24 protein-coding genes and 2 pseudogenes are annotated in these 23,639 nt (G+C 62.7%); 4 read left to right on the top strand and 22 right to left on the bottom strand.

Features of this window, described 5'->3' with window-relative positions:
- Nucleotides 1-111: 111 nt before the first annotated feature.
- The 5 genes from dnaG to ybiB form a co-directional block, all read right to left on the bottom strand.
- Complete coding sequence (gene dnaG, locus ACQ4MM_RS16530) at nt 112-1,917, bottom strand: DNA primase (RefSeq protein WP_431478366.1); 1,806 nt, start codon at nt 1,915-1,917, stop codon at nt 112-114.
- A 196-nt stretch (nt 1,918-2,113) separates the two neighbouring features.
- Entirely contained in the window at nt 2,114-2,563 is a 450-nt protein-coding gene (locus ACQ4MM_RS16525; protein ID WP_431478365.1) for a GatB/YqeY domain-containing protein, read from the bottom strand.
- A gap of 125 nt (nt 2,564-2,688) precedes the next feature.
- On the bottom strand, nt 2,689-2,901 hold the full coding sequence (gene rpsU / locus ACQ4MM_RS16520) for a 30S ribosomal protein S21 (RefSeq protein ID WP_005665410.1): 213 nt from the start codon (nt 2,899-2,901) through the stop codon (nt 2,689-2,691).
- Nucleotides 2,902-3,099: 198 nt separating this feature from the next.
- Nucleotides 3,100-4,311, bottom strand: coding sequence for an NAD(P)/FAD-dependent oxidoreductase (locus tag ACQ4MM_RS16515; RefSeq protein ID WP_431478364.1), 1,212 nt, complete (start codon nt 4,309-4,311; stop codon nt 3,100-3,102).
- Nucleotides 4,312-4,347: 36 nt separating this feature from the next.
- Entirely contained in the window at nt 4,348-5,307 is a 960-nt protein-coding gene (ybiB, locus tag ACQ4MM_RS16510) for a DNA-binding protein YbiB (protein WP_431478363.1), read from the bottom strand.
- Nucleotides 5,308-5,379: 72 nt separating this feature from the next.
- Here ybiB and ACQ4MM_RS16505 point away from each other — a divergent pair, with 72 nt between their 5' ends.
- Nucleotides 5,380-6,438 (top strand): 3-deoxy-7-phosphoheptulonate synthase, encoded by a 1,059-nt coding sequence (locus tag ACQ4MM_RS16505; protein WP_431478362.1) that lies wholly within the window; start codon nt 5,380-5,382, stop codon nt 6,436-6,438.
- Here ACQ4MM_RS16505 and ACQ4MM_RS16500 read toward each other — a convergent pair.
- Nucleotides 6,435-6,890, bottom strand: a complete 456-nt coding sequence (locus tag ACQ4MM_RS16500; protein ID WP_431478361.1) for an OsmC family protein — start codon at nt 6,888-6,890, stop codon at nt 6,435-6,437. The two genes, ACQ4MM_RS16505 and ACQ4MM_RS16500, sit on opposite strands and share 4 nt — an antisense overlap.
- A complete protein-coding gene (locus tag ACQ4MM_RS16495; protein WP_431478360.1) occupies nt 6,887-7,516 on the bottom strand; it encodes a GntR family transcriptional regulator in 630 nt (209 codons plus the stop codon). Before ACQ4MM_RS16495 ends, ACQ4MM_RS16500 begins: the two co-directional genes overlap by 4 nt.
- 87 nt (nt 7,517-7,603) lie before the next feature.
- On the opposite strand from ACQ4MM_RS16495, the gene tsaD reads away from it, so the two are divergent.
- Nucleotides 7,604-8,638, top strand: coding sequence for a tRNA (adenosine(37)-N6)-threonylcarbamoyltransferase complex transferase subunit TsaD (gene tsaD, locus ACQ4MM_RS16490; RefSeq protein WP_431478359.1), 1,035 nt, complete (start codon nt 7,604-7,606; stop codon nt 8,636-8,638).
- Here the strand turns inward: tsaD and ACQ4MM_RS16485 are convergent, their stop codons facing one another.
- The 6 genes from ACQ4MM_RS16485 to ACQ4MM_RS16460 form a co-directional block, all read right to left on the bottom strand.
- On the bottom strand, nt 8,639-8,806 hold the full coding sequence (locus ACQ4MM_RS16485) for a hypothetical protein (protein WP_431478358.1): 168 nt from the start codon (nt 8,804-8,806) through the stop codon (nt 8,639-8,641). It abuts the gene before it with no gap.
- Between the two features lie 71 nt (nt 8,807-8,877).
- Nucleotides 8,878-9,672: an ABC transporter ATP-binding protein gene (locus ACQ4MM_RS16480; protein WP_431478357.1), complete on the bottom strand. Its 795-nt coding sequence runs from the start codon at nt 9,670-9,672 to the stop codon at nt 8,878-8,880.
- A gap of 1 nt (nt 9,673) precedes the next feature.
- A complete protein-coding gene (gene ntrB, locus ACQ4MM_RS16475) occupies nt 9,674-10,564 on the bottom strand; it encodes a nitrate ABC transporter permease (protein ID WP_431478356.1) in 891 nt (296 codons plus the stop codon).
- A gap of 11 nt (nt 10,565-10,575) precedes the next feature.
- Entirely contained in the window at nt 10,576-11,796 is a 1,221-nt protein-coding gene (locus tag ACQ4MM_RS16470) for a CmpA/NrtA family ABC transporter substrate-binding protein (RefSeq protein ID WP_431478355.1), read from the bottom strand.
- Between the two features lie 117 nt (nt 11,797-11,913).
- Complete coding sequence (locus ACQ4MM_RS16465) at nt 11,914-12,822, bottom strand: LysR family transcriptional regulator (protein ID WP_431478354.1); 909 nt, start codon at nt 12,820-12,822, stop codon at nt 11,914-11,916.
- Nucleotides 12,804-13,706: a LysR family transcriptional regulator gene (locus ACQ4MM_RS16460; protein ID WP_431478353.1), complete on the bottom strand. Its 903-nt coding sequence runs from the start codon at nt 13,704-13,706 to the stop codon at nt 12,804-12,806. The genes ACQ4MM_RS16465 and ACQ4MM_RS16460 overlap by 19 nt, the downstream gene beginning before the upstream one ends.
- 106 nt (nt 13,707-13,812) lie before the next feature.
- Between ACQ4MM_RS16460 and ACQ4MM_RS16455 the strand changes: the two are divergent.
- A pseudogene (locus ACQ4MM_RS16455) lies at nt 13,813-14,669 on the top strand (oxidoreductase).
- On the opposite strand, the gene ACQ4MM_RS16450 reads toward ACQ4MM_RS16455, so the two are convergent.
- The 8 genes and pseudogenes from ACQ4MM_RS16450 to ybaK all read right to left on the bottom strand — a co-directional run bounded on the left by ACQ4MM_RS16450 (nt 14,666) and on the right by ybaK (nt 19,995).
- On the bottom strand, nt 14,666-14,950 hold the full coding sequence (locus ACQ4MM_RS16450) for a potassium channel family protein (RefSeq protein ID WP_431478352.1): 285 nt from the start codon (nt 14,948-14,950) through the stop codon (nt 14,666-14,668). The pseudogene ACQ4MM_RS16455 and the gene ACQ4MM_RS16450 sit on opposite strands and share 4 nt — an antisense overlap.
- A 94-nt stretch (nt 14,951-15,044) precedes the next feature.
- Nucleotides 15,045-15,407 (bottom strand): annotated as a pseudogene (locus ACQ4MM_RS16445) (ion transporter); the annotation flags it as partial.
- Between the two features lie 95 nt (nt 15,408-15,502).
- Nucleotides 15,503-16,729, bottom strand: coding sequence for a metal-dependent hydrolase (locus tag ACQ4MM_RS16440; RefSeq protein WP_431478351.1), 1,227 nt, complete (start codon nt 16,727-16,729; stop codon nt 15,503-15,505).
- Nucleotides 16,730-17,020 (bottom strand): DUF427 domain-containing protein, encoded by a 291-nt coding sequence (locus ACQ4MM_RS16435; protein WP_431478350.1) that lies wholly within the window; start codon nt 17,018-17,020, stop codon nt 16,730-16,732. It abuts the gene before it with no gap.
- 17 nt (nt 17,021-17,037) lie between these two features.
- Entirely contained in the window at nt 17,038-18,078 is a 1,041-nt protein-coding gene (locus ACQ4MM_RS16430) for a sensor domain-containing diguanylate cyclase (RefSeq protein ID WP_431478349.1), read from the bottom strand.
- 56 nt (nt 18,079-18,134) lie between these two features.
- Nucleotides 18,135-18,785: a DsbA family oxidoreductase gene (locus tag ACQ4MM_RS16425; RefSeq protein ID WP_431478348.1), complete on the bottom strand. Its 651-nt coding sequence runs from the start codon at nt 18,783-18,785 to the stop codon at nt 18,135-18,137.
- Between the two features lie 6 nt (nt 18,786-18,791).
- The gene (plsY, locus tag ACQ4MM_RS16420) at nt 18,792-19,415 is read right to left on the bottom strand and encodes a glycerol-3-phosphate 1-O-acyltransferase PlsY (protein WP_431478347.1); all 624 of its coding nucleotides are present in this window, start codon (nt 19,413-19,415) and stop codon (nt 18,792-18,794) included.
- An 88-nt stretch (nt 19,416-19,503) separates the two neighbouring features.
- Nucleotides 19,504-19,995 carry a Cys-tRNA(Pro) deacylase gene (gene ybaK / locus ACQ4MM_RS16415; protein ID WP_431478346.1) on the bottom strand — a complete coding sequence of 164 codons (492 nt, stop codon included), beginning with the start codon at nt 19,993-19,995 and terminating at the stop codon, nt 19,504-19,506.
- Nucleotides 19,996-20,033: 38 nt separating this feature from the next.
- On the opposite strand from ybaK, the gene ACQ4MM_RS16410 reads away from it, so the two are divergent.
- The gene (locus ACQ4MM_RS16410; RefSeq protein WP_431478345.1) at nt 20,034-20,993 is read left to right on the top strand and encodes an endonuclease/exonuclease/phosphatase family protein; all 960 of its coding nucleotides are present in this window, start codon (nt 20,034-20,036) and stop codon (nt 20,991-20,993) included.
- A 29-nt stretch (nt 20,994-21,022) separates the two neighbouring features.
- Here ACQ4MM_RS16410 and ACQ4MM_RS16405 read toward each other — a convergent pair whose 3' ends face one another.
- The gene (locus ACQ4MM_RS16405; protein WP_431478344.1) at nt 21,023-23,455 is read right to left on the bottom strand and encodes a sensor domain-containing protein; all 2,433 of its coding nucleotides are present in this window, start codon (nt 23,453-23,455) and stop codon (nt 21,023-21,025) included.
- Nucleotides 23,456-23,639 lie beyond the last annotated feature (184 nt).

Here is a 23,639-nt window from a genome sequence, read left to right as displayed (position 1 = left end):
ACTGAAAACAAACGAAAAAACAGACCCGCTAAATATTGCAATATTTAGCATTTTATTATAGCACGCCACTTTACAATTACCAGACGGGAAGGTTTCCGTGCGTGCGGGCAATTACCTCGCGCTTAAATCAGCTTCAGCTTCCTTCCGCAGTTGATCTTGCCTAGCAGTAAGTTCGCGGTAGCGTACGCCAAATTCCTCAGACGGCATTCCTGAGCTGAATTGCTGTGTGAGATGCTCGATTTCAAGCTTTACAGCCTCCATTTTCAGATGGCGCACGGTGGCTAAGAGCCACAGGCGCTCGCCTTCAATATCCGGCTCCGGCGCGGCGGCGATGCCACCGATGAGCGCATCATAATCGCTGCCGGTTTCTTTGACCAACTGGCAGAGGGCGGCAAAACTGCCGTGCTCGCCCAGCGATTGCGCCTGCACGATCAGCCATACCAGGCGCTCGGCGGCTTCCTGGCCGAAATGACTGAAGGCCAGCAATGCCTCGTCATCCAGTTCCAGCGCCAGCGTCGGGTGCGTCAGCACTACGCGGATCAGTTTCAACTCCAAGCCAACCGGCTGTTCGCGCCTGCTCTTCGGCGGCGCCACCTTATTCGCCGCCACCGGCTTGGCCAGCTCGAACAGTTGCTCAATCTCGCCCGGCGTGCTTTGCGTCATGGTCGCCAGGCCGCGCACGATTTGAAGGCGCAGCGAGGTTGGCGGCATTGCCTGCAGCAGCGGCTTGGCGTCGAACTGGACGCGGGCCCGGCCTTCAGGCGATGTTAAATCATGCTCGCCGGCAGCTTCGCGCAGCAGGAACTGGGACAGCGGCATCGCCTCGTGCACCTGCTGCTCGAAAGCCTGCGCGCCGTACTCGCGGATATAACTGTCCGGGTCGTGCTCGGCCGGCAAGAACAGGAACTTGATCGTCTTGTCGTCCGACACGTGTGGCAGGCAGGCTTCCAGTGCACGCCTTGCTGCGCGGCGGCCGGCTTTGTCGCCATCGAAACTGAAGATCACGGTGTCGGTTTGACGCAACAACTTCTGGACGTGGGTCGTGGTGCAAGCGGTTCCCAGCGTCGCGACTGCCTGGGGGAAGCCCATCTGGGCCAGCGCCACCACGTCCATATAGCCTTCCGTCACCAGCACATAGCCCGCATCGCGGATCGCCTGGCGCGCTTCGAACAAGCCATACAGCTCCGAGCCCTTTGAAAATAAAGGCGTTTCCGGAGAATTCAAGTACTTTGGCTCGCCCTGGTCCATGATGCGGCCGCCGAAGGCGATCACCTGGCCCTTGGTATTGCGGATAGGGAACATTACCCTCTCGCGGAAGCGGTCGTAACGCTTGGTGCGTTTGCCGTCCTCATCCACGTTCTGGATGATCAGGCCGGCTTCAACCAGGACCGGGTTCTCATAGTCGTGGAACACGGCTTTCAGGCCATCCCAACCGCTAGGCGAATAACCCAGCGCGAAGCGGGCAGCGATTTCGCCGGTCAGGCCACGCCCTTTCAGGTAAGCAATAGCCTGCGGCGCCAGGCGCAACTGGGCCCGGTAAAACTCGTTGGCCTTGGACATGGCGTCGGACAGCGCCATGGATTGCTGCTGCTGGGCAGCGCGCTGGGCCGGCGGGATCTTGTCATCCTGCTCAGGCACCACCATGCCGACGTTCTGGGCCAAATCCTTGACCGCATCGACAAAGCCCATTCCCGAGTATTCGATCAGGAAACCGATCGCGGTGCCATGGGCGCCGCAGCCGAAGCAATGATAGAACTGCTTGGTCGGGCTGACGGTAAAGCTCGGGGATTTTTCGCTGTGGAAAGGGCACAAGCCCTGGAAATTGGCGCCGCCCTTTTTCAGCTGGACGTAGCGCCCCACCACATCGACGATATCGACGCGGTTCAGCAGGTCGGCAATAAATGACTGTGGAATCACGAGGCTGGACGGTATTTGTTATAAATCAGACTATACCGCCGCGCACAAAGGGAATTTGATCCACCTCAACGCACGCGGCCCACGATATGGCCGAGCAAAATGTCCACCTTGGGGTCAGGAACAGATGCGGACATTTCCCCTGGAAATGTCCACTTTCGTTCCTGACCCCAAAGCGGACATTTTGCTCGGCTGTAGATTATGCCGGGGTCAGTGCTTTCTTGACCAGTGCGGAGACGACGGTCATGTCGGCGCGGCCAGCCAGCTTTGGCTTGACGATGGCCATGACCTTGCCCATGTCCTGCGGACCGGCGGCGCCGGACTCGGCTACGGCGGCTTTCACTTCGGCGGCGATCTCTTCGTCGGACAGGCCGGCTGGCATGTAATCCACCAGGAAGGCCAGTTCGGCTTTCTCGATGTCGGCCAGGTCGGAACGGCCGCCGGCTTCGAACTGGGTGATCGAGTCCTTGCGCTGCTTGATCATCTTTTCAACGATGGCCACGGTCTGCACGTCGTTGACTTCGATCTGCTCGTCCACTTCCTTGCGCTTGATTTCGGCCAGCAGCAGGCGGATGGTGGCCAGCTTGCCGGCTTCCTTGGCGCGCATGGCGGCTTTCATGTCTTCAGTGATCTGGGCTTTCAAGCTCATAGCTACCTCAAAAGTGTGCGTGGAAAAAGGAAAACCCGCTGCGGTTGAGACCGGAGCGGGTTGGAACTCTGGCGTAGGCATCCGTGGCGATCAACGCGCCTGCAAGAATGCCGACGAGAGCTGAATTAGTACAGCTTCTTAGGCAGTTGCTGGCTGCGGATGCGCTTGTAGTGGCGCTTCACGGCAGCTGCCAGCTTGCGCTTGCGCTCTGCGGTTGGCTTTTCGTAGAACTCGCGTGCGCGCAGTTCGGTCAGCAGACCGGTCTTTTCGATGGTGCGCTTGAAGCGACGCATTGCGACTTCGAACGGCTCGTTTTCTTTAAGGCGGATAGTAGTCATGTAAAAATTCAAACCGTTAGGGTTCAGGAAAGACAGCGATATTAGCAGGTTTTGCTCAAAAAAGGAAGAGACAATAGACGCCAAACCGGCCACTCAGGCGGTTCCGAAGGGGGATATCGACGTCTTTCACGGGCAATATTTCAGCCGAGCTAACATCATGAATCCGGCGAAAAATGCGTTGCCGGAAGTGGAATGATATCAGATTGCGAGGCCGGCAGCCACCCCGGATGCCCAGGCCCATTGGAAGTTGTAGCCGCCCAACCATCCGGTCACGTCCACCGTTTCGCCAATGAAGTACAGCCCCGGCACGTTCTTGCATTCCATCGATTGCTGGGACAGCTCGCGGGTATCCACCCCGCCGCGCGTGACTTCGGCCTTGCGGTAGCCTTCCGAGCCGTTCGGCGTAATAGTCCATTGGTTGACGGCGCGGCCCAGCTTGCGCAGGGTATCGTCCTTCATGTCGGCAATGCGCGCTTCGGGGTCCAGGCCTTGCACTTGCAACAAGCCTTCGGCCAGGCGGGCCGGCAGCCATTGCGACAGCAGGTTGCCGAGCTGCTTCTTCAGCGTGCCCTTCCCTTCGATCAGCGTCTGCGCCAGGTCCATCTCCGGCAGCAGGTTGATGGTGATCGGGGTGCCGGGCTGCCAGAACGAGGAAATCTGCAGGATGGCCGGGCCGCTCAGGCCGCGATGGGTGAACAGCAGGTCTTCCCGGAAGCGCGCGCCGCTCGGGTTGCGGCCTTTCAGGGAGCCGGTTTCCACGTCCACCTCCAGCGATACGCCGGACAGCGGCACGAACGGCGCCCATTCCTCGGCGTCGAAAGTCAGCGGCACCAGGGCGGGGCGCGGGTCGACCAGCTTGAGGCCGAACTGCTTGGCAATCCGGTAGCCGAAATCGGTCGCGCCGATCTTGGGAATCGACAGGCCGCCAGTGGCGACGACAATCGAGGCCGCGTGGATTGCTTCGCCTTCGTCCGTTTGCAGGATATAGCCGGCACCGTTCTGCTGCAGCTCGTCCACTTTCGCGGGCATCCGCCAGTGCACGTTGCCGTCGGAGCATTCATCCTTCAGCATCTGGATGATCTGCTCGGCGGAGTCGTCGCAGAACAGTTGTCCCTTATGCTTTTCGTGGAAACCGATGCGGTGCTTCTTCACCATCGCCAGGAAATCATGCGGCGTGAATCGCGACAGCGCGCTCTTGGCGAAGTGCGGGTTGTCGGACAGGAAATTGGCGGGGCCGGCGTTAATATTAGTGAAGTTACAACGGCCACCACCGGAGATGCGGATCTTCTCCGCCAGTTTGTCGGCGTGATCAAGCAACACAACGCGTTTGCCACGCTTGCCTGCCGTCGCCGCACACATCATGCCCGCCGCGCCCGCGCCGATCACCGCTACATCGTACTGATTTGCCATTTCCTGCCGCCCTGCCTCGAGACCAAACCCACCATTTTACAGGAGGGAGGCGCCGGCAGCGAGAGCGCGGGCGACATCTTTGCAGTGAGCCACCTGCTGGGCAATCGAGTCCGGCACCGGGATTTCGCCGCGCAGCACGGCCTGGATCCAGGCGGCGGTAGCTACCGCGCTTTTGTCTTCGGGCAGTTCGGGCAGCTTTTCGACCAGGGTCTGCTTCTCGACCAGCACGGTGCGCTCGCCTCCGTGGAACCAGTCGATCTTCTGCGCCTTGTTGGCGTTGGCGACGGTCTCGCCTTCCGTGCCGCGCATCAGGAAGGCGTGGCCTTGGTTCAGCGTGAAGAACTCGCCCAGCGATTCCAGGTATTCGGGGTGGGTATAAGAGACCAGCCGCAGCGCAGCGCCTTCGAACGGCTGCATGATCTTCACCAGCGTATGCGTCGAGTTGCGCACGCCGAGGATGCGGCGCAGCGACAGCATCCAGGCCAGGCGCGGCGCCAGTGCGTCGATCGTGATGAAGGCCACGCGACCACTTGCCAGCGCCGCTTCGGCTGCCGCGTGGTCGGATGAAGCGTGCACGCCGAGCGCCTCGAACACTTCCGCGGTGGCGACGCGGCCCACGTCATGCGCCACGCCGTGCACCAGCACCGGCACGCCTTCGCGCGCCAGCAACAGCGCCAGCAAGGCGGTCAGGTTGGCCATCTTGCGGGCGCCGTTATAGCTGGGGATCACCACCGGCGCGAAGCCGCCGGCCGGTGCGCGCAGCTTGTCGAACGAAGCTTCAGACGCTTCCAGGAAGCCTTCCAGCTCTTCCACCGATTCGCCCTTGATGCGCATCGACAGCAGGATGCCGCCCAGCTCCAGGTCCGATACGCGCCCGTCAAGAATCGCGCCCCACAATTCGCGCGCCTGCTCACGGTCCATGCTGCGGGCGCCCTTCGCGCCCCGGCCGATCTCCTTGATGTACGGAGCGGCCTGGAAAGGTTGTTTAGTCGTCATTCAGCCAGTTTACGGCATTTCGGCTACACTGTTAGATCCCCCAAGAAAAACACAGTGAAAAGCAGACTGATCATGATTGCCCAAAACCTCGAAAACATTAACGTTACCTCGTTCGCATCCATGCCTACCCCTGAGGAGCTGCATGCGAAACTGCCGCTGACCGACAAGGCCTCCGACACCGTCACCAAGGGCCGCGCCGACCTGCGCGCCATCCTGGAGCGCAAGGACAAGCGCCTGTTCGTCGTCGTCGGTCCTTGCTCCATCCATGACCCGGTCGCGGGCCTGGACTATGCGCGCCGCCTGAAGGCGCTGCAGGAAGAAGTCAAGGACACCATGCTGCTGGTAATGCGCGTGTATTTCGAAAAGCCGCGCACCACCACCGGCTGGAAGGGTTATATCAACGATCCGTATATGGACGACTCGTTCCGCGTGGACGAGGGCATGCTGAAAGCGCGCCAGTTCCTGCTGGATGTCTGCGAACTGGGCCTGCCAACCGCCACCGAGGCGCTGGACCCGATCTCGCCGCAATACCTGGGCGACCTGATCGCCTGGACCGCCATCGGCGCGCGCACCACCGAATCGCAGACCCACCGCGAAATGTCGTCGGGCCTGTCGACCCCTGTGGGCTTCAAGAACGGCACCGACGGCGATATCGGCATTGCGATCAACGCGATCCTGTCGGCGGCAAATCCGCACGCCTTCCTGGGCATCAACAGCCAGGGTACTGTGTCTGTGGTGCGCACGCGGGGCAATCCGCATGGCCACGTGGTGCTGCGCGGGGGCGACGGCCGCCCTAACTACGATTCCGTATCGGTGGCAATCGCGGAACAATCGCTGCAGAAGGCCAAGCTGCCGGCCAATATCGTGATCGACTGCTCGCACGCCAACTCCTACAAGAAGCCGGAACTGCAACCGCTGGTGATGACCGATGTGGTCAACCAGATCGTGCACGGCAACGAGTCGGTCGTCGGCGTTATGATCGAGTCGAACATTGTGGCGGGCAACCAGAAGATCCCGGCAAACCTGTCGGAACTCAAATACGGCTGCTCGGTAACCGATGCCTGCATCGACTGGGAGACCACGGTCCGCGTGCTGAAAGAGGCGGATCGCGAACTGCGCGCCCGTCCTTAATAGCGCCAGCTACCTTCGACCCGAATCTCCGATTTGACCGAACGCGCCAGGAAGCACTCTCCATGTGCTTCATGGTGCAGCCGCTCCAGCTCCGCATCCGTCGGCGCCTTCTCGCCCGAGAAGGCGACCAGCGGCTTTAGTGTCACCACGCTGATCCAGCCATCCTCCATCTTCCCTTGCGCCGCATCGACATAGCTGTCGACCACATAGCCGTCGCGCGCCGCCAGGCTCAGGAACCACAGCATATGGCAGCTCGATAGCGCAGCCACAAATGCCTCCTCCGGGTCCACCGCGGAAGGATCGGACAGCGGCACCCGCACCACATGCGGCGACGACGATCCAGGCACCACCATGCCGCCGTCAAAGGTCCACTTGTGCAGCCTGCTGTAACGGTTATCGGTGAATCTGGCATCGTGCCGATGCCATGCGACTTCCGCGCTATGAATACTCATGCCATGCTCCTTTCAGTTTCGCGCAGGTGCCCGGCCAGCATGGCGCAAGCCCCCTCCGCATCCCCTGCCCTCACCAGTGCGATCAAACGCTGGTGCTCATCGTTCCATTCGGGACGGCGCGCCTCCGGCCCCAGCCGCGCCAGGTAAAAGCGTTCGACCGCTGCCCGCAGGCTGCCCACCAGCTGCAAGCTACGCGGCCGCGCGCTGGGTGCATACAACTCGTCGTGGAAGGCGCGGTCAAGGCGCAGCCATTCCAGCGGCACACTCTCGCCATCCAGTTCATGCTGGATCGCCTCCAGCCGGCGCAGGCTGCGCTCCGTATGCAAGGGCACCGCGCGCCGCAGCACATCGGTCTCCAGCAGCACGCGCAGGTCGAAAAGCTCACGCAGTTCTGCGGCGCTCAAGGTGGTGACAAAGGCGCCGCGATTCGGCTCGATCTGCACCAGGCCTTCCGCCTGCAGGGAGTTGAGCGCCTCGCGCACGGGAATGCGGCTGGTGCCGAATTGTTCGGCCAGTTCGGCCTGGCGCAGCACGGCGCCGGGCGCCAGTTTGCCGCTGCTGATGTCATCGCGCAGGGCCGCCAGGATGGCCGGACCACTTTGCGCACGGGGTGGGGGTGTCTTCATGCGATAAATTGTATACACGCATACCAATCATCGCAAGCAGGCTTTCAATTACAATGGCGGATTGCACTTTACCCTTTGCGCACTCCAATGATCGTTCTCGGCGTTGAATCCTCCTGTGACGAAACCGGCCTGGCCCTGTATGACACGCAGCGCGGCCTGCTGTCGCATGCGCTGCACTCGCAGGTGGCGATGCACGAGGAATACGGTGGCGTCGTGCCGGAACTGGCCTCGCGCGACCATATCCGCCGCGCGATTCCCTTGCTGGAGCAGGCGCTGGCCAAGGCCAACATGCCGGCCAGCGCGATCGATGCCATCGCTTACACGCAAGGACCCGGCCTGGCCGGCGCTTTGCTGGTGGGTTCGGCCATCGCCTGCTCGCTGGGCCTGGCGCTGGATAAGCCGGTGCTGGGCGTGCACCACCTGGAAGGCCACTTGCTGTCGCCACTGCTGGCCAGCGAGCCGCCGGAATTCCCTTTCGTGGCGCTGCTGGTCTCGGGCGGCCATACGCAACTGATGCGGGTGGACGGCGTCGGCCAGTACCAGCTGCTGGGCGAAACACTGGATGACGCCGCAGGCGAAGCATTCGATAAATCCGCCAAGCTGCTCGGCCTGGGCTACCCAGGCGGCCCCGCCATTTCGCGCATGGCCGAGTTCGGCGATCCGGAAGCCTACAAGCTGCCGCGCCCCATGCTGCATTCGAAGGATTTGATGTTCTCCTTCTCCGGCCTGAAAACTGCGGTGCTGACCGTGGTCAATAACAACGGCGGCGCCGCCAACGTCTGCGAGCAGGACAAGGCGAACATCGCGCGCGGTTTCGTCGATGCCATCGTGGACGTGCTGACGGCCAAATGCCTGTCCGCGCTGAAGCAGACCGGCCTGAAACGCCTGGTGATTGCCGGTGGTGTAGGCGCAAACGCGCAGCTGCGCGCGTCGCTGAACGCGGCAGCCGCGAAGAAGCACTTCAAAGTCTACTACCCGGAACTGGAATTCTGCACCGATAACGGCGCAATGATTGCCTTCGCCGGCGCCATGCGCCTGCAGATCAATCCGCAGGCGGCGCAGCGGGATTATTCCTTCAATGTCCGTCCGCGTTGGCCGCTGGACGAACTGCGGGTCATTTGATCAGGCGAGCAGCCAGGCACTCAGGCCTACCAGGGCCAGCAGGCCGGCTGCAATACCGGTACGAAGGCCGGTGTGATTCATCTGCTGGCGCACCAGTTCGTGGCGGTTCGGCTTATCTTCCCGCTTTGCTTCTTTGATAACTTCGTGCTGCTGTACTTCGGTACTCATCAGGCATCTCCATTTGTATAGACCACAAATGTAGCAGCAGAGCCGCTCTGCTGCCACACTTTTGTACATTGCTATGCAGCAAAACGTTGTGCAGGACGCCCTTGCCTCTGGTAGAGGAATTCCAGCACGCTGGTCCGGTAGTCGAGGTAAAGCGCGTCCTGGGCCAATGCCAGCCGGTCGCGCGGGCGTTCCAGCCGTACCGTGACGATGCCGCCGATGGTCGCGGCCGGGCCATTTGTCATCATGATAATACGATCGGACAGCAACACCGCCTCGTCCACGTCATGCGTGACCATCACCACTGTGGCACCCGTGGCGCCAACGATGCGCATCAGTTCGTCCTGCAGGTGGGCACGCGTCAGCGCGTCGAGGGCGCCGAACGGTTCGTCCATCAGCAGCACCTTGGGCTCCATCGACAGCGCCCGGGCAATGCCGACGCGCTGCTTCATGCCGCCCGAGATTTCGTTGGGCCGCTTGCCGCCCGCCGCAGCCAACCCGACCAGTTCCAGCGCCTCCCAGGTGCGTTCGTCCAGCTGCGGGCGCGTCTCCTTGCGGCCGAACACGCGCTGCACCGCCAGGTAGACGTTCTCGAAGCAGGTCAGCCAGGGCAGCAGCGAATGGTTCTGGAACACCACCGCGCGCTCCGGGCCCGGTCCGGCGATTTCGCGTCCGCTGCAAACCAGTACGCCGCTGCTGGGCCGGTCCAGGCCAGCGATCAGGTTGAGCAGCGTAGACTTGCCGCAGCCCGAGTGACCGATCAGGGTAATGAATTCGCCCTGATCGAGCGCCAGGTTGATGTCGCTTAGCGCGTGGAACTGGCCGAAGCGCATGTCGACCTTGCTGATATCGATGAATTTCGATGCCATCTCATTTCTCCTCGTAGCTGAAGGCTTTCGCCAATGTGACCAGCGCCAGCTCCAGCAGCAGGCCGACCACGCCGATCACGCCAATCGCGATCAGGATGTGCGGCACGTTCAGGTTGTTCCATTCGTCCCACACCCAGAAGCCGATGCCCACGCCGCCAGTCAGCATCTCTGCGGCGACGATCACCAGCCATGCGGTGCCGATGGCGAGCCGCACGCCGGTCAGCATGTAGGGCAGCACGGAGGGCAGCAGGATCTTCGTCACGACCGTCCACTCGGACAGGTTCAGCACACGCGCCACGTTCAGGTAGTCCTGCGGCACGCGCTGCACGCCGACGGCGGTATTGACGATCATCGGCCAGATCGAGCAGATGAAAATGGCCCAGATCGCGGCCGGGTCGGCGGCCTTGAAGACCAGCAGGCCGATCGGCAGCCAGGCCAGCGGCGATACGGGCTTCAGCAGGCTGATCAAAGGGCTGAACATACCGTACACAAAGCTGAATCGCCCGATCAGGAAGCCGAGCGGAATGCCGACCAGCGCGGCCAGGCCAAAGCCCAGCGCTACGCGGCGCAGCGAAGCGAGGATATTCCAGCCTATGCCCTGGTCGTTCGGGCCTCTGCGGTAAAACGGATCGGCAAACAGCTTCACTGCTTCATGCCAGGTTTCAAGCGGCGTCGGAAAACCTGGGTTGCGTACCGCCAGGATTTGCCAGGCCAGCACCAACAGCGCCAGGCCAAGCAGCGGCGGCAGAACCTTCATCACGAAGGGCCGCAGCCGGCCGCCCTCCGGCGCCAGGCGCACGCCTTTTGCCTCCAGCCGCGCGCGGCGCGAAGGTGCCCGCGCCTGGTCCGCTGCAGCACCCGCGGCCCCGATCGATTCGTAGACTGCACTCATATGCCCTCCCTTCACGCCTTGATCTTGAATGAATCGGCATACGCCTTGGGATTCTTGCCATCCCAGACCGTGCCGTCGATCATTTTCACGCTGCGCAGCGGCGACTTCGGCAGGCTTACCTTCGCCATGCCGGCCGCGTCCCGGTAGGCCTCAATCTGGTTTATCTGCGTGGCCACGGCCAGGTAATCCGGCTCCGCCTTCAGCAAGCCCCAGCGCTTCTGCTGCGTCAGGAACCACATGCCGTCGCTCAGGTAAGGGAAATTCACCGCGCCGTCATTGAAGAACTTCATGTAGTTCGGGTCGTCCCAGGTCTTGCCGAGCCCATTCTGGTAGCGTCCCATGATGCGTTGGCCGATCACGTCAACCGTGGTGTTGACGTAGGATTTGTCGGCAATGGCTTCGGCCATCTTCACCTTGTTCGACAACGACGCATCGATCCAGCGCCCCGCTTCCAGCACCGCTGCGATCAGTGCGCGGGCAGTATTCGGATGCTGCTTCACCCACTCCGCGCTGGTACCCAGCACTTTCTCCGGATGGTCGCGCCAGATATCCTGCGTGGTGGTGGCCGTGATGCCGATGCCGTCCACGATGGCGCGGTGATTCCACGGCTCGCCGACGCAGTAGCCATCCATATTCCCGATCCGCATATTTGCTACCATTTGCGGCGGCGGCACGGTGATCATCTTCGCATCCTGCATTGGATTGATGCCGTACGACGCCAGCCAGTAATACAGCCACATTGCATGCGTGCCGGTTGGGAATGTCTGCGCAAAGGTGTATTCGCGCCGGTCGGTGCGCATCAGCTTGGCCAGCGATGCGCCATCCACAGCGCCCTTGTCGGCAAGCTTCTTCGACAAAGTGATCGCCTGGCCGTTGTGATTAAGATTCATCAGCACCGCCATGTCCTTCTTCGGACCGCCAGCGCCCAGGTGCACCCCGTACACCAGGCCATACAGCACATGGGCCGCGTCGAGTTCACCGTTCACCAGTTTGTCGCGCACGGCGGGCCATGAGGCTTCCTTGCTCAAGACGATCTTGATGCCGTATTTCTTGTCGAAGCCCAGCACGGACGCCATCACGACCGAGGCGCAATCGGTAAGGGGAATGAAGCCGACCTTGACTTCCTCTTTCTCCGGCTTGTCGGAGCCTGCAGCCCAGGCGTAATTCGATAACGCGGTCGCAGCGCCTGCAGCAAGCAAGCGACGGCGGGTAAGGCTGAACGTGCCATCCATCTCGATCCCCGGTGAGTAAATAATGGGGATATTGCAAGCGCCGTGCCACCCCGCTTCCAGGGGGGAAGGCTGTGAAAATGGAGCACTGCGATTGTGCGCCGCACCAACTTAGCGCCGTCAACGCACCGGAGCGAGCCTCGGATCGGTGCGCAAGCGCTCGGCCATCAAGTCCACGAAGCTGCGGATACGGGCCGCGCCCTGTCGGCTATCGCGGTGAATGATATGGACCGGCACTGCCGGTGTGGCGTAATCCTGCAGCACTTCCACCAGTTCGCCGCTATCGAGCAAGGCGGCCGCCTGGTAGGACAACAGGCGTGCGATGCCAAAGCCGCTGCGCACCGCCTCGATTGCCGAGTCATTGTTATTCACGCCCAGGCGCGCCTTGACGCGCAGCGATTGCGTGCTGCCGCCATGCTGGAAGCGCCAGTCCGGCGGCACGCTCGAGCCGGACGAAGCAACGATGGTGTGCTGCTCCAGCTCCTGCGGCGTGCGCGGGGCGCCATGCTCGGCCAGATAGGCGGGCGAGGCAACGATCATGCGCCGTACCCGCCCGACGGGAAGCGCGCGCATGCTCGAATCGGGCAGTTCGCCAATGCGGATGCCGACGTCGATGCCCTCCTCCAGCAGGTTGGTCACGCGGTCGACAAAGACGGTGGAAACATCCATCGCCGGATAGCGCTGCAGGTAATCGACGATTCCCGGCACGACATAGATGCGGCCGAACAGCACCGGCGCCGTCACGGCCAGGTGGCCGCGGGGTTCGGCGTTGATGCCGGCCACGGCATCGTCGGCCTCATCTACTTCCGCGATGATGCGGCGCGCATCATCCAGGTAGCGCTGGCCGGCCTCCGTCACCCGCACATGGCGCGTGGTGCGGTCCAGCAGCTTGACGCCCAGCCTTTCTTCCAGCGCTGCCACCGCACGCGTAACGGCAGGCGGCGACATGCCGAGACGGCGCGCGCCTGCCGCGAAGCCCTGCTCCTCGGCGACGGCAACGTAGACGGTCATCAGGTAAAGGCGGTCCATTTGCGTTTCACCATGAAGTCGATAAAGTGCCGCACACGCATCGGCATGCGGCTGCGCTGCGGATAGTACATGTAAACGGCCGCATTCGCCGTCACGTGGGTCGGCAGCAGGTGCACCAGCCGCCCTTCGGCCAGGTCGCGCTCCACCATGTACAGCGCCAGCTGGCCGATGCCGACGCCGGCGCGTACCGCCTCCACCTCGCCTTCAGCCGTATTGAAGGTCGCCACGCAGGGCACGTCCTGGAACACCGTGCCGCCCTGCCCTTTCAGCTCCCACGGGATGACGCGGCCAGTATTGGGCTGGCGGAAACCGGTGCAGCGATGCTGTTGCAGCTCCTCCACCGTGCGCGGCGCCCCATGGCGTTCGATATAGCCGGGCGAGGCACAGATATACAGCGGAATCCTGCCCAACTGGCGCGCCACCAGGTTGCGCTCCGGCGGATTCCCCGCCCGGAAGCCAACGTCGATCTTGGATTCGATCAGATCGGTGAAATGGTCGTCGAACAGCATGTCGAAATGCGCGCTCGGGTACAGCTCCTGGAACTCGCGCAGCAGCGGCGCCAGCATCACCGTGCCCAGCGACGTGGGCGCCGCGACGCGGATCATGCCGTCAACCGCTTCGCGGCTGTTCTGCACATGGTCCAGCGCTTCGTCCAGCAGGCGCAGGCCGGGGTTGGCCAGCTCGAACAGGCGCTGGCCTTCGTCGGTCAAACGCAGGCTGCGCGTGGTCCTGTGAAACAGGCGCACGCCGAGATAGTCTTCCAGCTGGCGGATCGCCTTGCTGACCGCCTGCGCAGACAGGCCGGCATCCACCGCCGCCTGGCTGAAGCTGCCGGCGTGCACCACGCCGATGAACAATGTGATGACGCGCGCCTTATCCATCATTTACAACCATTGGTTGAAGATCAATCATCTTTACACTGTCTAGTGTAGCAGCTTCCCGAAGCCTAATATTGCCTTCACCAACCCACCTAACTGAAGGAGCAATATCATGGCAAACAAAGTCTGGTTCATCACTGGCGCGTCGCGCGGCTTCGGCCTGCTGGTTGCCCGCGACGCCCTGGCGCGCGGCGACTCGGTGGTGGCTGCCGCCCGCAACCCGCAAGCGATCGTCGACGCCCTGGGCGTGCATCCCAAGCTGCTGCCGGTGCAGCTGGACGTCACCAGGGAAGCCGCTGCCGTCGCCGCCACCCAGGCCGCAGTCGCACGCTTCGGCCGCATCGACGTGCTGGGTGAATAATGCCGGTTACGGCATCCCTTGGCGCCGTCGAAGAGACTTCCGCGGAAGAAGTGCGCCGCAACTACGAGACCAATGTCTTCGGCCTGCTGAACGTCAGCCGCGCCGTGCTGCCGGTCATGCGCCAGCAGCGCAGCGGCCATGTGATCAACATTTCCTCGCTGGGCGGTTACCAGGCTTATTACGGCTGGGGTGTCTACGGCTCCACCAAGTTCGCGATAGAAGGCTTGAGTGAAGCGATGGCGCAGGAGCTGGCGCCGCTGGGCGTGCACGTCACCGTGGTGGAGCCGGGCTTCTTCCGCACCGACTTCCTCGACGCCACCTCGCTGGTGCAGACCGCAACCCGCATCGATGACTACCAGGACACGGTGGGCGCCATGCGCAGCTTCGCGGCCGGCGCCAATCACGCGCAGCCGGGTGATCCCGCCAAGCTGTCGCAAGCCCTGCTGAAACTGGCCGACGCAGCGCAACCGCCACTGCGCCTGCAACTGGGCAGCGATGCGGCGGCCCGCGCCTACGCCAAGCACCAGCAGGTGGAACAGGAGCTGGCGCAATGGAAGGAGCTGGCGCTCTCGACCGACTTCGAAGCAGCGCCCAGGCAGGCCGCTTAAGTGCCCGGCAGCTTGCTGCCGCAGCTCTTGCAGAAGCGCGCCGACTGCTCATGGTCCCCGGCCAGGCAGCCGGCGCAGGTACGGCTCGAGCGGCGCTGCTGGCTGATTTCGGCGCTGATGATGCCGGTCGGGACCGCAAGAATGCCCCACCCCAGCAGCATCATGACGGAAGCAATGGCGCGCCCCAGGTCGGTCTTCGGTACCAGGTCGCCGAAGCCCACCGTGGTCACCGCGGAGATCGCCCAGTAGACCGAAGTCGGGATGCTGGTGAAGCCATGCATCGGCCCTTCCACCACATACATGATGGTCCCCCAGCAGGAACACGATCATGAACACCACCGACAGGAAGATCAGGATCTTGCGGCGGCTGGCCAGCAGGGCGCGGCCCAGCATGCCGTACTCCTCGATATACAGTGTGAGCTTGAGGATCCGGAACATGCGCAGCAGGCGCAGGATTCGCACATTCAGCAGCACATGTGCCCCCGGCAGTATCAGCGCCATATAACTTGGCAGCACCGCCAGCAAATCGATCATGCCGAAGAAGCTGCGGGCATAGCGCAGCGGATGCCGCACGCACAGCAGGCGGCACACGTATTCGAGAGTGAACAGCGCCGTAAAGAACCACTCCGCCGCGAACAGCCAATCGCCGTAATCGCGTGCCACCTCGGACACGCTGGCCAGCACCACCGTGGTCACGCTAAGCAGGATGGCACCGATCAGCGCCAGGTCGAAGGCCATGCCGGCCGGCGTGTCGGACTCGAAGATCACGGCATAGAGCTTCTCGCGCCAGCCCCCTTGCGGGCGGCCAAACCGTTGATGCGGATCGTAGGTCTTCATTGCGCGCGCCCCAGCAGATCGGCGCGCGGCATGCCCCAGGCCGGCACGCCGAACGGGCATGCCGGCCGCGCCGCCAGCAGCAGCGTGGTGAAGTTGCCGCGCGGCGCGCTGGCGAAGCGCTGGTCGGTGGCCTGGGCCCCATCCACCGCCGGCATGCGGGCGAAGCGCAGCCACGCAGCGAGCTGGCAATCGGCCGCCGCGCGGGCGCGCAAAGCCGCCACGTCGCCCTGCCACGAGTCGGAGACCAGTACGCCGGGCACGGTACCGGCCATTTCCTGCGAAGCATCGGCCGTCAGCGCCGCCGGGCAATCGCGCGGCGACAGCAATGCAGGCGCCAGGCTCAGATGCCCGCGCCGCAGCTGGTAAGTTTTTCCATCCGACTCGATCGAGGTAAAGCTCCAGCACAGTGGCTGGGACGGGAAGGCCGTCAGCGCCACATCCAGCACGCGCGCCTGCGGGTCTTGCAGTACCAGTGCCGCCGTCACCGCCTGGCGCGCCTTGTCCGACGCCGACATCTGGACCCCGACAAATGCCAGCGCGACGCCAAGCGCCAGCAGCAGCGCGCGCCGACTGTGCATATGCATGAAGCGCAGCGCCGCCACCGCCGCGCCCAGCGCGACCAGGGCTGCCAACGAAGCCCACGACAGGAAGCCGTGCAGCGTCACGTACAGCAGGATTACCGGCAGCACGGACAGCAGCACGATGCGCATCCGCCGCGAAGGCGCCACCATCGCCAGCGGCACCCCGAACGCTACCCAGAACACAGGCTCGATGATGTAGACCATATCGCCGAAATACCAGGTCCCGCTGAATGGATAGAAAGGATGGACGCCGTAGTTGTTCATGAAGTCCATGCCGATGTGCAGCAGGAAGCCGGCAGCCAGCACCAGCAGCAAGCCACGCCGTGCATCGCGGCTTTCGCGCAGCAGCGAGCGCGCATTCGGCCACAAGAGCCACAACAGGGCGAGCAGCAGCAAAGCCTGCGGCAGCAGGAAAAGCAAGGTATGCGTGTGGCCCCGATGGTGCAGCAGATAGCCCAGTGGCGCCGGCGCCAGGCGTGTGAAGATCAGGTCAAGGTCGGGGAAATTGCTGGCGACTGCACACGCCGTCAACAGCAAACGATGGCGCGTTGTATGCCGCGCCGGATCGGCCTCCGGCGGCAGCGAGCGCTGAACCAGCTCGCCGATGCCGAGACCAACTACCGAGTGGGTGATATTGTCCAATTAATGCTGGACTTCCACGCCGTGCCAAAAGGCGATGCGGTCCTTGATGTTGTTTGCCGCTTCCTTCGGCGATGGGTAGTACCAGGCGGCGTTGGCGTTCACTTTGCCGTCCACCACCACGTTGTAATAGCTGGCCACGCCCTTCCACGGGCACATCGTCGTGTGCTGGCTCGGCTGGAGATAGTCCTGCTTGACCCGCGCTGGCGGGAAATAGATATTGTTCTCGACGATCTCGACTTCGCTGCTATCGGCTTCCGCGATCACGGCGCCATTCCACATTGCCTTCGGCATGCAAACTCCTGTCCTGTTCAACCTTCAACACAGTTGCGGCCATTGGCTTTGGCCCGGTATAGCGCGGCGTCGGCCTGCTTCAGCAGCATGTCGGCATCATCAATATCCATATGATTGAAGGAACCGACGCCAAGGCTGGCCGTCACCGTTACCGCGCGGGCCCCGGTGCTGTGCACCTGGGCTTCGATCCGCGACCGCAACGTCTCTGCGAACTTGCGCGCTCCTTCGAGCGGCGTGTTCGGCAACAGGATACACAATTCCTCGCCGCCGTAGCGTCCAGCCACGTCGATCACCCGCACATTTTCGCGCACCAGCCGGCCGATGGCGGCCAGCACTTCGTCGCCAAACTGGTGGCCGAACTCATCATTGATGTTCTTGAAGCGGTCGAGGTCCACCATCACCGCCGACAGCGGCGTACGGAAGCGGCGCGTGCGGGCCACCTCAAAACGCAGCCGGTTCATCAGCGAGCGGCGGTTATGCAGCCCGGTCAGCTCATCGGTGGTGGCCAGGGTTGCCAGCTCATCCACCGAGGCCTTCAGCGCCCTGTCATTGGCGCGCAGTTCGAATAGTGCCATGACCTGGCGCGCCAGCTTGCGCAGCATGTCGCGCTGCGATGTCGACAGGCAGCCGGGCTTGCTGTCCATCACGCACAGGGTGCCGATCGCGAAGCCTTCGCTGCTGGTCAATGGCACGCTGCTGTACATGCGCATGAATGGCGCTGCGGTCGTCAGCGGCATCGCCGCCGTGCGGGCATCCTTGCTCAGGTCGCAGATCTCGGTAGCGTTGTCGCCCAGAACCGCCAGCGCGCAATAGCACTGGCTGCGCGGCAGCGAGTCCAGCGCCAGCCCGGTGCAGGATTTGACGAAGGCGCGCTCGGTATCGACCAGCGTGATGAAGGCATATGGGACGTCGCAGACCTTGGCGGCCAGCTCGGTCAGGAAGCTGAAATCCTCGCTGGCGGGGGCATCGAGGGCATCGTAGCGGTGCAATGCAGCCAGGCGCTGCTGGTCGTCCGACTGCCGCGGGTACAGGGTGGTGATTTTTTCTGCGGCAGACATGCTCTCTCCTTGTTACGATGCCAAGTGTAACAAGGTTGTTAGCAAGATAATAGTCTTTATTTGGCGGCCATTATCTGCCGCAGCGCCCGCTCGAAGGCTTCAGGTGGTTGCCCGCCGGAAATCAGGTGCTTTTCATCGATGATGACTGCCGGCACCGACTGGATGCCGTTTCGGTTGTAGAAGTGCTCCATATCGCGCACTTCCTGCGCGTAGCGGCCGGATGACAGAATTTGGACCGCCTCGGCTTCATCCAGGCCGACCTTGCCAGCCACCTGCACCAACAGGGTGCGCGAGCTGGGATCCTGGCCACGCGTAAAATAGGCGTCGAACAAGGCCTTTTTCAGCTCCTTTTGTTTGCCGTGCTCGCCAGCCCAATGCAGCAGGCGGTGGGCATCAAAAGTGTTGTAAATACGGCTACGCATGCCCATGGCAAAGTCGAAGCCGACATCGGCGCCGCGCTGGCGGATCATTTCACGGGTTTGTTCTTGCTGGGCGGGGCTGGCGCCGTATTTCTGGCGCAGGTGCTCGGTGATGTCCTGCCCTTCCGGAACCATATGCGGATTCAGCTCGAAGGGCTGGAAGTGGATTTGTGCCTGGACGCTGTCGCCAAGCCGGCCCAGCGCCACTTCCAGGCTATTCAGCCCGATCGCACACCAGGGACAGGAAACGTCGGAGACGAAGTCGATGCGGATCGGGGTGATAGTCATGGTTTTCTAGGCCTTTTTCTTGGCTTTGCTGCCGATACGGCTTTCTTTGCCAGCAATAAGGTTAGCAATATTTTTGGCATGGCGCCAAATCAGCAAACCGCTCATTGCCAGCACCGCAGCCAATTGCGGCTCGGCGCCGAACAGCAGGCCGTAATAGAACGGCGCAAACACGGAAGCGATCAGGGCTGCCAGCGAGGAATAGCGGAAGGCGTACGCCACCACCAGCCAGGTCACCAGTGTTGCAACGCCCAGCCAGAGGTTCAGTGCCAGCAGCACGCCCAGCGCGGTGGCCACGCCCTTGCCGCCAACGAACTTGAAGAACACCGGCCACAGGTGGCCAACGAACACCGCCACCGCCACCAGGGCAATCGCCTGGTCCGCCTGGTAACCCAAGCCCAATTGCTGCTGGAAGTGGTCCACCAGGAACACCGCCAGCCAACCCTTGAAGGCATCGCCGATCAAGGTCCAGATGGCAGCGCCTTTGTTACCGCTGCGCAGCACGTTGGTGGCGCCGGGATTGCCGGAGCCATAGGTGCGCGGATCATCCAGGCCGTAGAACTTGCTCACCACCACGGCGAAGGAAATCGAGCCGATCAGGTAAGCGCCAATCATCAGAAGCAGAGTAATCATAAATCCCCAGGATTCGTTGTTTTTATATGCGGCAGCGACTATACACCATAGCGTCCAGCGCGGGCGGTACCGCGCCAAGCCAATCTTATCAATCAGCCAATGCGCATTGCACCGGCTTGGCTGCCAGCACTTCGGTCAGCACGGTTGGCTTGATACCAATCAAGAAGCCACGACGGCCGCCATTGATATAAATCGTTTCCAGGCCGAGGATGCTTTCTTCCACGTACACCGGCATCGCCTTCTTGGTGCCGAACGGGGAGGTGCCGCCCACCATATAGCCTGAATGGCGCTGCGCCACCTCGGGCTTGCAAGGTTCAACGGATTTGCAACCGATATTGCGGGCCAGGTTCTTGGTCGATACCTTGCAGTCGCCGTGCATCAGCACGATCAGCGGCTTGGCCGCCTCGTCCTGCATGACCAGGGTCTTCACCACGTGGTGTTCTTCGACGCCCAGTTCGCGCGAAGAGACGGAGGTGCCGCCATGCTCTTGGTAGTCATATGGATGTTCGGAAAATGCGACTTTGTGCCTGCGCAGTAAAGCTGTCGCCGGGGTTTCGGAAATGTGCTCTTTTTTTGCCATGCCGTGATACGCTAGTGCCAAGAGAGGAGTTTCTCATTATGCAGCAAGAAATTCGCTTTGCCACTTTCAATGTCTGCAACCTTGCTCCGCCAGGGGCGAAACTGTACGACAACTTGCAGCCATTGACGCAGCAGGAATACGAAGCCAAGGCGGAATGGACCGCGCAGCAACTGGACCAGCTCGATGCCGATGTGATCGGTTTCCAGGAAATCTTCTCCCAGCAATCCTTGCGCGACGTACTCTCGCGCACCCGCAAATACCGCGACGCCGTGCATGCCGGCTTCGACCCCGATCCCCACGCCTCCCGTTTGACGCCCAATGTGGCCTTGGTGTCGCGCCTGCCGTTGGCGACAGCGCCGGAAGTCTATGCCAATTTCCCCGAAGGGGTGCCGGCCGATTCGGGCCTGGCGGAGTCGGATCGCTTCGCTCGCGCGCCGCTGCATGCACAGATTGTCCTGCCCAGCGAAGCTGTGGTGGACGTCATCGTGGTGCACCTGAAATCGCGCCGCCCCGACTACCGCAGCGGGGACACCTCGGAAGACCCGCTGCACCTGGCCATGGCCAGCCTGCGTTCGCTGGTGTGGCGCGGCACCGAAGCGGTGGCCTTGCGGGTCTTGCTAAGCAAGATGATGCGCGAATCGCGCCGGCCCTGCATCGTGCTGGGAGATTTCAACGACACGGCCGACGCGGTGACCACCAGCATCGTGCTTGGCAACGGCGGCGGCATGATGCCCGGCGATGAGCGGCGCGGCCGCATGTACGACGCCAACCAGATCCAGCTGCGGCAAGACCACTTGCGCCACGTGGCCTACACCAGCATCCACGAAGGCCACTACTCCACCATCGACCACGTGCTGGTGTCGGAAGAATTCAATCCCGCCTCCCCGCGCGCCATCGGCGAGGTGCTGGACGTCAGCTACTTCAACGACCACTTGCGCCAGGAGCGCCCCGAAGTTTCCGACCACGGCCAGGTGCTGGTGCGGCTGCGGCTGCGCTAAGTGGCCACTAGTTGTGACCAGCTCCTTCTTTAGCCGTGACCGGCGGCGCCAGCCAGGTGGCCTTGATATTGGTCGCAGCCGAGTTCGCGCAGGAGCTGCAGCTGGTCTTCGGTTTCGACGCCTTCGGCGATGACGGTCATGTCGAGGCTGCGCGCCATGGCAATGATGATGCGGATGGCGGTGGCATCGGTACCATCCTGGAAGAATGACTGGGCGATCTTGAGCTTGTCGATGGGACTGTTCTTCAACTGCCCCAGGCGCGAGTAGCCGGTGCCGAAATCGTCGATCGAGAGCCGCACGCCCAGCCCGCGCAGTTTGCCCAGCACGGCTTCCGCCTGCGCGCCGCCTTGCATCAGCATGGCTTCGGTGAGCTGCAATTCGAGCGCCTGCGCCGGCAGCCCGGCCGCACGCAAGGCAGCTCCGACGCAATCGAGCAAGTCCTTGTGCACCAGCTGCGCCGGCGCCAGGTTGACCGACACCGCCAGCTGGCGCCCCTGATCGCGCCAGCCGCGCGCATGGCGGCAGGCTTCCTGCAGCACCCAGTTGCCGATCGCCACCATCATGCCCGCCTCGGTAGCGATATCGATAAAGCGCTCCGGCAGCAGCAATCCCAGTTCGGGATGGCGCCAGCGCAGCAGCGCCTCCATCCCCACCACCACGCCGCTGGCGATATCCACCTCGGGCTCGAACGCCAGTTCGAACTGCTGCTCGGCCAGCGCGCGGCGCAAGCCCTGCTCCAGCCCGGAGCGCTCGACGATGCGCGCATGCATCGCACCGCTGAAGAACCGGTAGCCGTTGCGTCCTTCCTGCTTGGCGTGATACATCGCGATATCGGCATTCTTCAACAGGGCATCGATTTCCTCGCCATCGGCGGGGAACATGGCAATCCCGATCGAGCCCGAGATGTGCGCAATGTGCTCGCCCAGCACGAACTCCTGCTCCAGCGTATGCAGCACGGAGTCCGCAGCATGTGCCGCCCCTTTCGGCCCCGCCACGTCCGACAGCATGATAATGAACTCATCGCCGCCCTGCCGGCTCACCGTATCGGCCTCGCGCACGCAGTGCACCAGCCGGCCGGCGACTTCCTTCAGCAGCCGGTCACCCACGGCATGCCCCAGCGTGTCGTTGACCGTCTTGAACCGGTCCAGGTCGAGGAATAGCACCGCCAGCAACGTCTGGTTGCGGCGCGCCGCCGCCAGTGCCAGACGCAAGCGGTCCAGCAGCAGCACCCGGTTCGGCAAATCGGTCAGGAAATCATGCTCGGCCAGGTGGCGCGTGTGTTGTTCGGATTTCTTGCGCTCGGTGATATCGGTGACGATGCCCATATAGTTGCTGACCAGGCCTGCACTGTCGCGGATGGCGCTGATGCTGGTCCAGCAAGGGAACAGCCCGCCGTCATGCCGCCGCCCCCACGACTCGCCTTCCCAATGGTCGCTTTGCTCGACCTGCGTCCACACTTCCCGGTAGAACGACTCTTCATGGACACCGGAGCGTAACAGGCTGACCGGCTTGCCCAGCATGTCTTGCGGCCCGAAGCCGGTCATCACGGTGAAGGCACGATTCAAGGCAATCACGCGCCGGCCACGGTCGGTCAGCACGATGGCATCGCGGCTGTTTTCGAATACCTGCGCTGCCAGGTGCAACATGTGCTCGGCCTGCTTGCGCTTGGAGATATCGCGCACCACCGCGTAGTACAGGTTGCTGCCGTCCAGCGAAACTGCCGTCAGCAGCACTTCGGCCCAGAACAGGCCGCCTTCGCAATCGACGTAATGCCACTCGCCGTGCGCATTGCCGGCACGGCGCGCCTCGGCCGCCATGCCTTCCTCCGCCTCACCCGACAGCACGCCGGACGGCTGCTGCATCGGCGAGAACTCGTGCAGGCTGCGCCCGACCAGCCGCGCCGGTCCGTCGCACTTGAACAGGCAGACGGCCGCCGGATTGGCCTGCTCCACCACGCCGTCGCGCAGCAGCAGGATCGCGTCGCTGGAGCGCTCGAACAGATGGTGGAAGTTGGCCCCCGCCGCCTGCAAGGCATCGAATTCCCGGTGCCGCTGCGTGATGTCGACTTCCATGCAGAAGACTTGCGCCAGTTGCCCTTCATGCCACACCGGGATGTGGGTCGAGTACAACCATAGCTCGCGGCCATCGCCAGTTCGCACCTGCCAGTCGCCCGCCTGGCAGGTGTGGCCGTTCCGCCATATTTCTTCCAGCAGCGCATCGTGTTCTGCCTGCCGCGAACCATGCGATCGTAGCTCAGCCATACGCTTGCCGACCACTTCGCTGGCGGCGACACCCAGCAAGTCCGCGCACGCCTGGTTACAGAATTGCACCACGCCATCGCGGTCGAAACTGCATACCGCCACCAGCGGCGTCAGCTCGAGCGCAGCCACCATGCGCCCGATCAGGTCGAGCGCGGCATGGGCTGGGGTCGGAGCCGGCGCGGCAGGCGAAGGTGTGCTCATAGCCCCATTTTTGCCACGTTGTGCGGCAGGCCCATTTGCGATCCCTCAAAGGTGCGGCTCCCCCCTCGCTTTTTGCATTTCAGGTCGCCGTTTTTGCGCTCTATCGCATTCCCGTGGCTGCTGGACTTGTTAAAACCTACAGTGACACCATCGCACCCCGCGCCAGCGGACAACTTTGACGAAG

Source organism: Massilia eburnea, from assembly GCF_050709955.1.
Classification (GTDB): domain Bacteria; phylum Pseudomonadota; class Gammaproteobacteria; order Burkholderiales; family Burkholderiaceae_D; genus Rugamonas; species Rugamonas eburnea_A.
Note: the sequence above shows the minus strand (reverse complement) of the source record. Positions and strands in the feature narration are given on the sequence as shown.

What these genes read in the sequence shown, in the direction of transcription:
- ACQ4MM_RS16525 (WP_431478365.1), bottom strand. Translation starts at nt 2,563, where the DNA reads ATGAGCTTGAAAGCCCAGATCACTGAAGACATGAAAGCCGCCATGCGC.
- rpsU (WP_005665410.1), bottom strand. Translation starts at nt 2,901, where the DNA reads ATGACTACTATCCGCCTTAAAGAAAACGAGCCGTTCGAAGTCGCAATG.
- ACQ4MM_RS16515 (WP_431478364.1), bottom strand. Translation starts at nt 4,311, where the DNA reads ATGGCAAATCAGTACGATGTAGCGGTGATCGGCGCGGGCGCGGCGGGC.
- ybiB (WP_431478363.1), bottom strand. Translation starts at nt 5,307, where the DNA reads ATGACGACTAAACAACCTTTCCAGGCCGCTCCGTACATCAAGGAGATC.
- ACQ4MM_RS16505 (WP_431478362.1), top strand. Translation starts at nt 5,380, where the DNA reads ATGATTGCCCAAAACCTCGAAAACATTAACGTTACCTCGTTCGCATCC.
- ACQ4MM_RS16500 (WP_431478361.1), bottom strand. Translation starts at nt 6,890, where the DNA reads ATGAGTATTCATAGCGCGGAAGTCGCATGGCATCGGCACGATGCCAGA.
- ACQ4MM_RS16495 (WP_431478360.1), bottom strand. Translation starts at nt 7,516, where the DNA reads ATGAAGACACCCCCACCCCGTGCGCAAAGTGGTCCGGCCATCCTGGCG.
- tsaD (WP_431478359.1), top strand. Translation starts at nt 7,604, where the DNA reads ATGATCGTTCTCGGCGTTGAATCCTCCTGTGACGAAACCGGCCTGGCC.
- ACQ4MM_RS16485 (WP_431478358.1), bottom strand. Translation starts at nt 8,806, where the DNA reads ATGAGTACCGAAGTACAGCAGCACGAAGTTATCAAAGAAGCAAAGCGG.
- ACQ4MM_RS16480 (WP_431478357.1), bottom strand. Translation starts at nt 9,672, where the DNA reads ATGGCATCGAAATTCATCGATATCAGCAAGGTCGACATGCGCTTCGGC.
- ntrB (WP_431478356.1), bottom strand. Translation starts at nt 10,564, where the DNA reads ATGAGTGCAGTCTACGAATCGATCGGGGCCGCGGGTGCTGCAGCGGAC.
- ACQ4MM_RS16470 (WP_431478355.1), bottom strand. Translation starts at nt 11,796, where the DNA reads ATGGATGGCACGTTCAGCCTTACCCGCCGTCGCTTGCTTGCTGCAGGC.
- ACQ4MM_RS16465 (WP_431478354.1), bottom strand. Translation starts at nt 12,822, where the DNA reads ATGGACCGCCTTTACCTGATGACCGTCTACGTTGCCGTCGCCGAGGAG.
- ACQ4MM_RS16460 (WP_431478353.1), bottom strand. Translation starts at nt 13,706, where the DNA reads ATGATGGATAAGGCGCGCGTCATCACATTGTTCATCGGCGTGGTGCAC.
- ACQ4MM_RS16450 (WP_431478352.1), bottom strand. Translation starts at nt 14,950, where the DNA reads ATGCATGGCTTCACCAGCATCCCGACTTCGGTCTACTGGGCGATCTCC.
- ACQ4MM_RS16435 (WP_431478350.1), bottom strand. Translation starts at nt 17,020, where the DNA reads ATGCCGAAGGCAATGTGGAATGGCGCCGTGATCGCGGAAGCCGATAGC.
- ACQ4MM_RS16430 (WP_431478349.1), bottom strand. Translation starts at nt 18,078, where the DNA reads ATGTCTGCCGCAGAAAAAATCACCACCCTGTACCCGCGGCAGTCGGAC.
- ACQ4MM_RS16425 (WP_431478348.1), bottom strand. Translation starts at nt 18,785, where the DNA reads ATGACTATCACCCCGATCCGCATCGACTTCGTCTCCGACGTTTCCTGT.
- plsY (WP_431478347.1), bottom strand. Translation starts at nt 19,415, where the DNA reads ATGATTACTCTGCTTCTGATGATTGGCGCTTACCTGATCGGCTCGATT.
- ybaK (WP_431478346.1), bottom strand. Translation starts at nt 19,995, where the DNA reads ATGGCAAAAAAAGAGCACATTTCCGAAACCCCGGCGACAGCTTTACTG.
- ACQ4MM_RS16410 (WP_431478345.1), top strand. Translation starts at nt 20,034, where the DNA reads ATGCAGCAAGAAATTCGCTTTGCCACTTTCAATGTCTGCAACCTTGCT.
- ACQ4MM_RS16405 (WP_431478344.1), bottom strand. Translation starts at nt 23,455, where the DNA reads ATGAGCACACCTTCGCCTGCCGCGCCGGCTCCGACCCCAGCCCATGCC.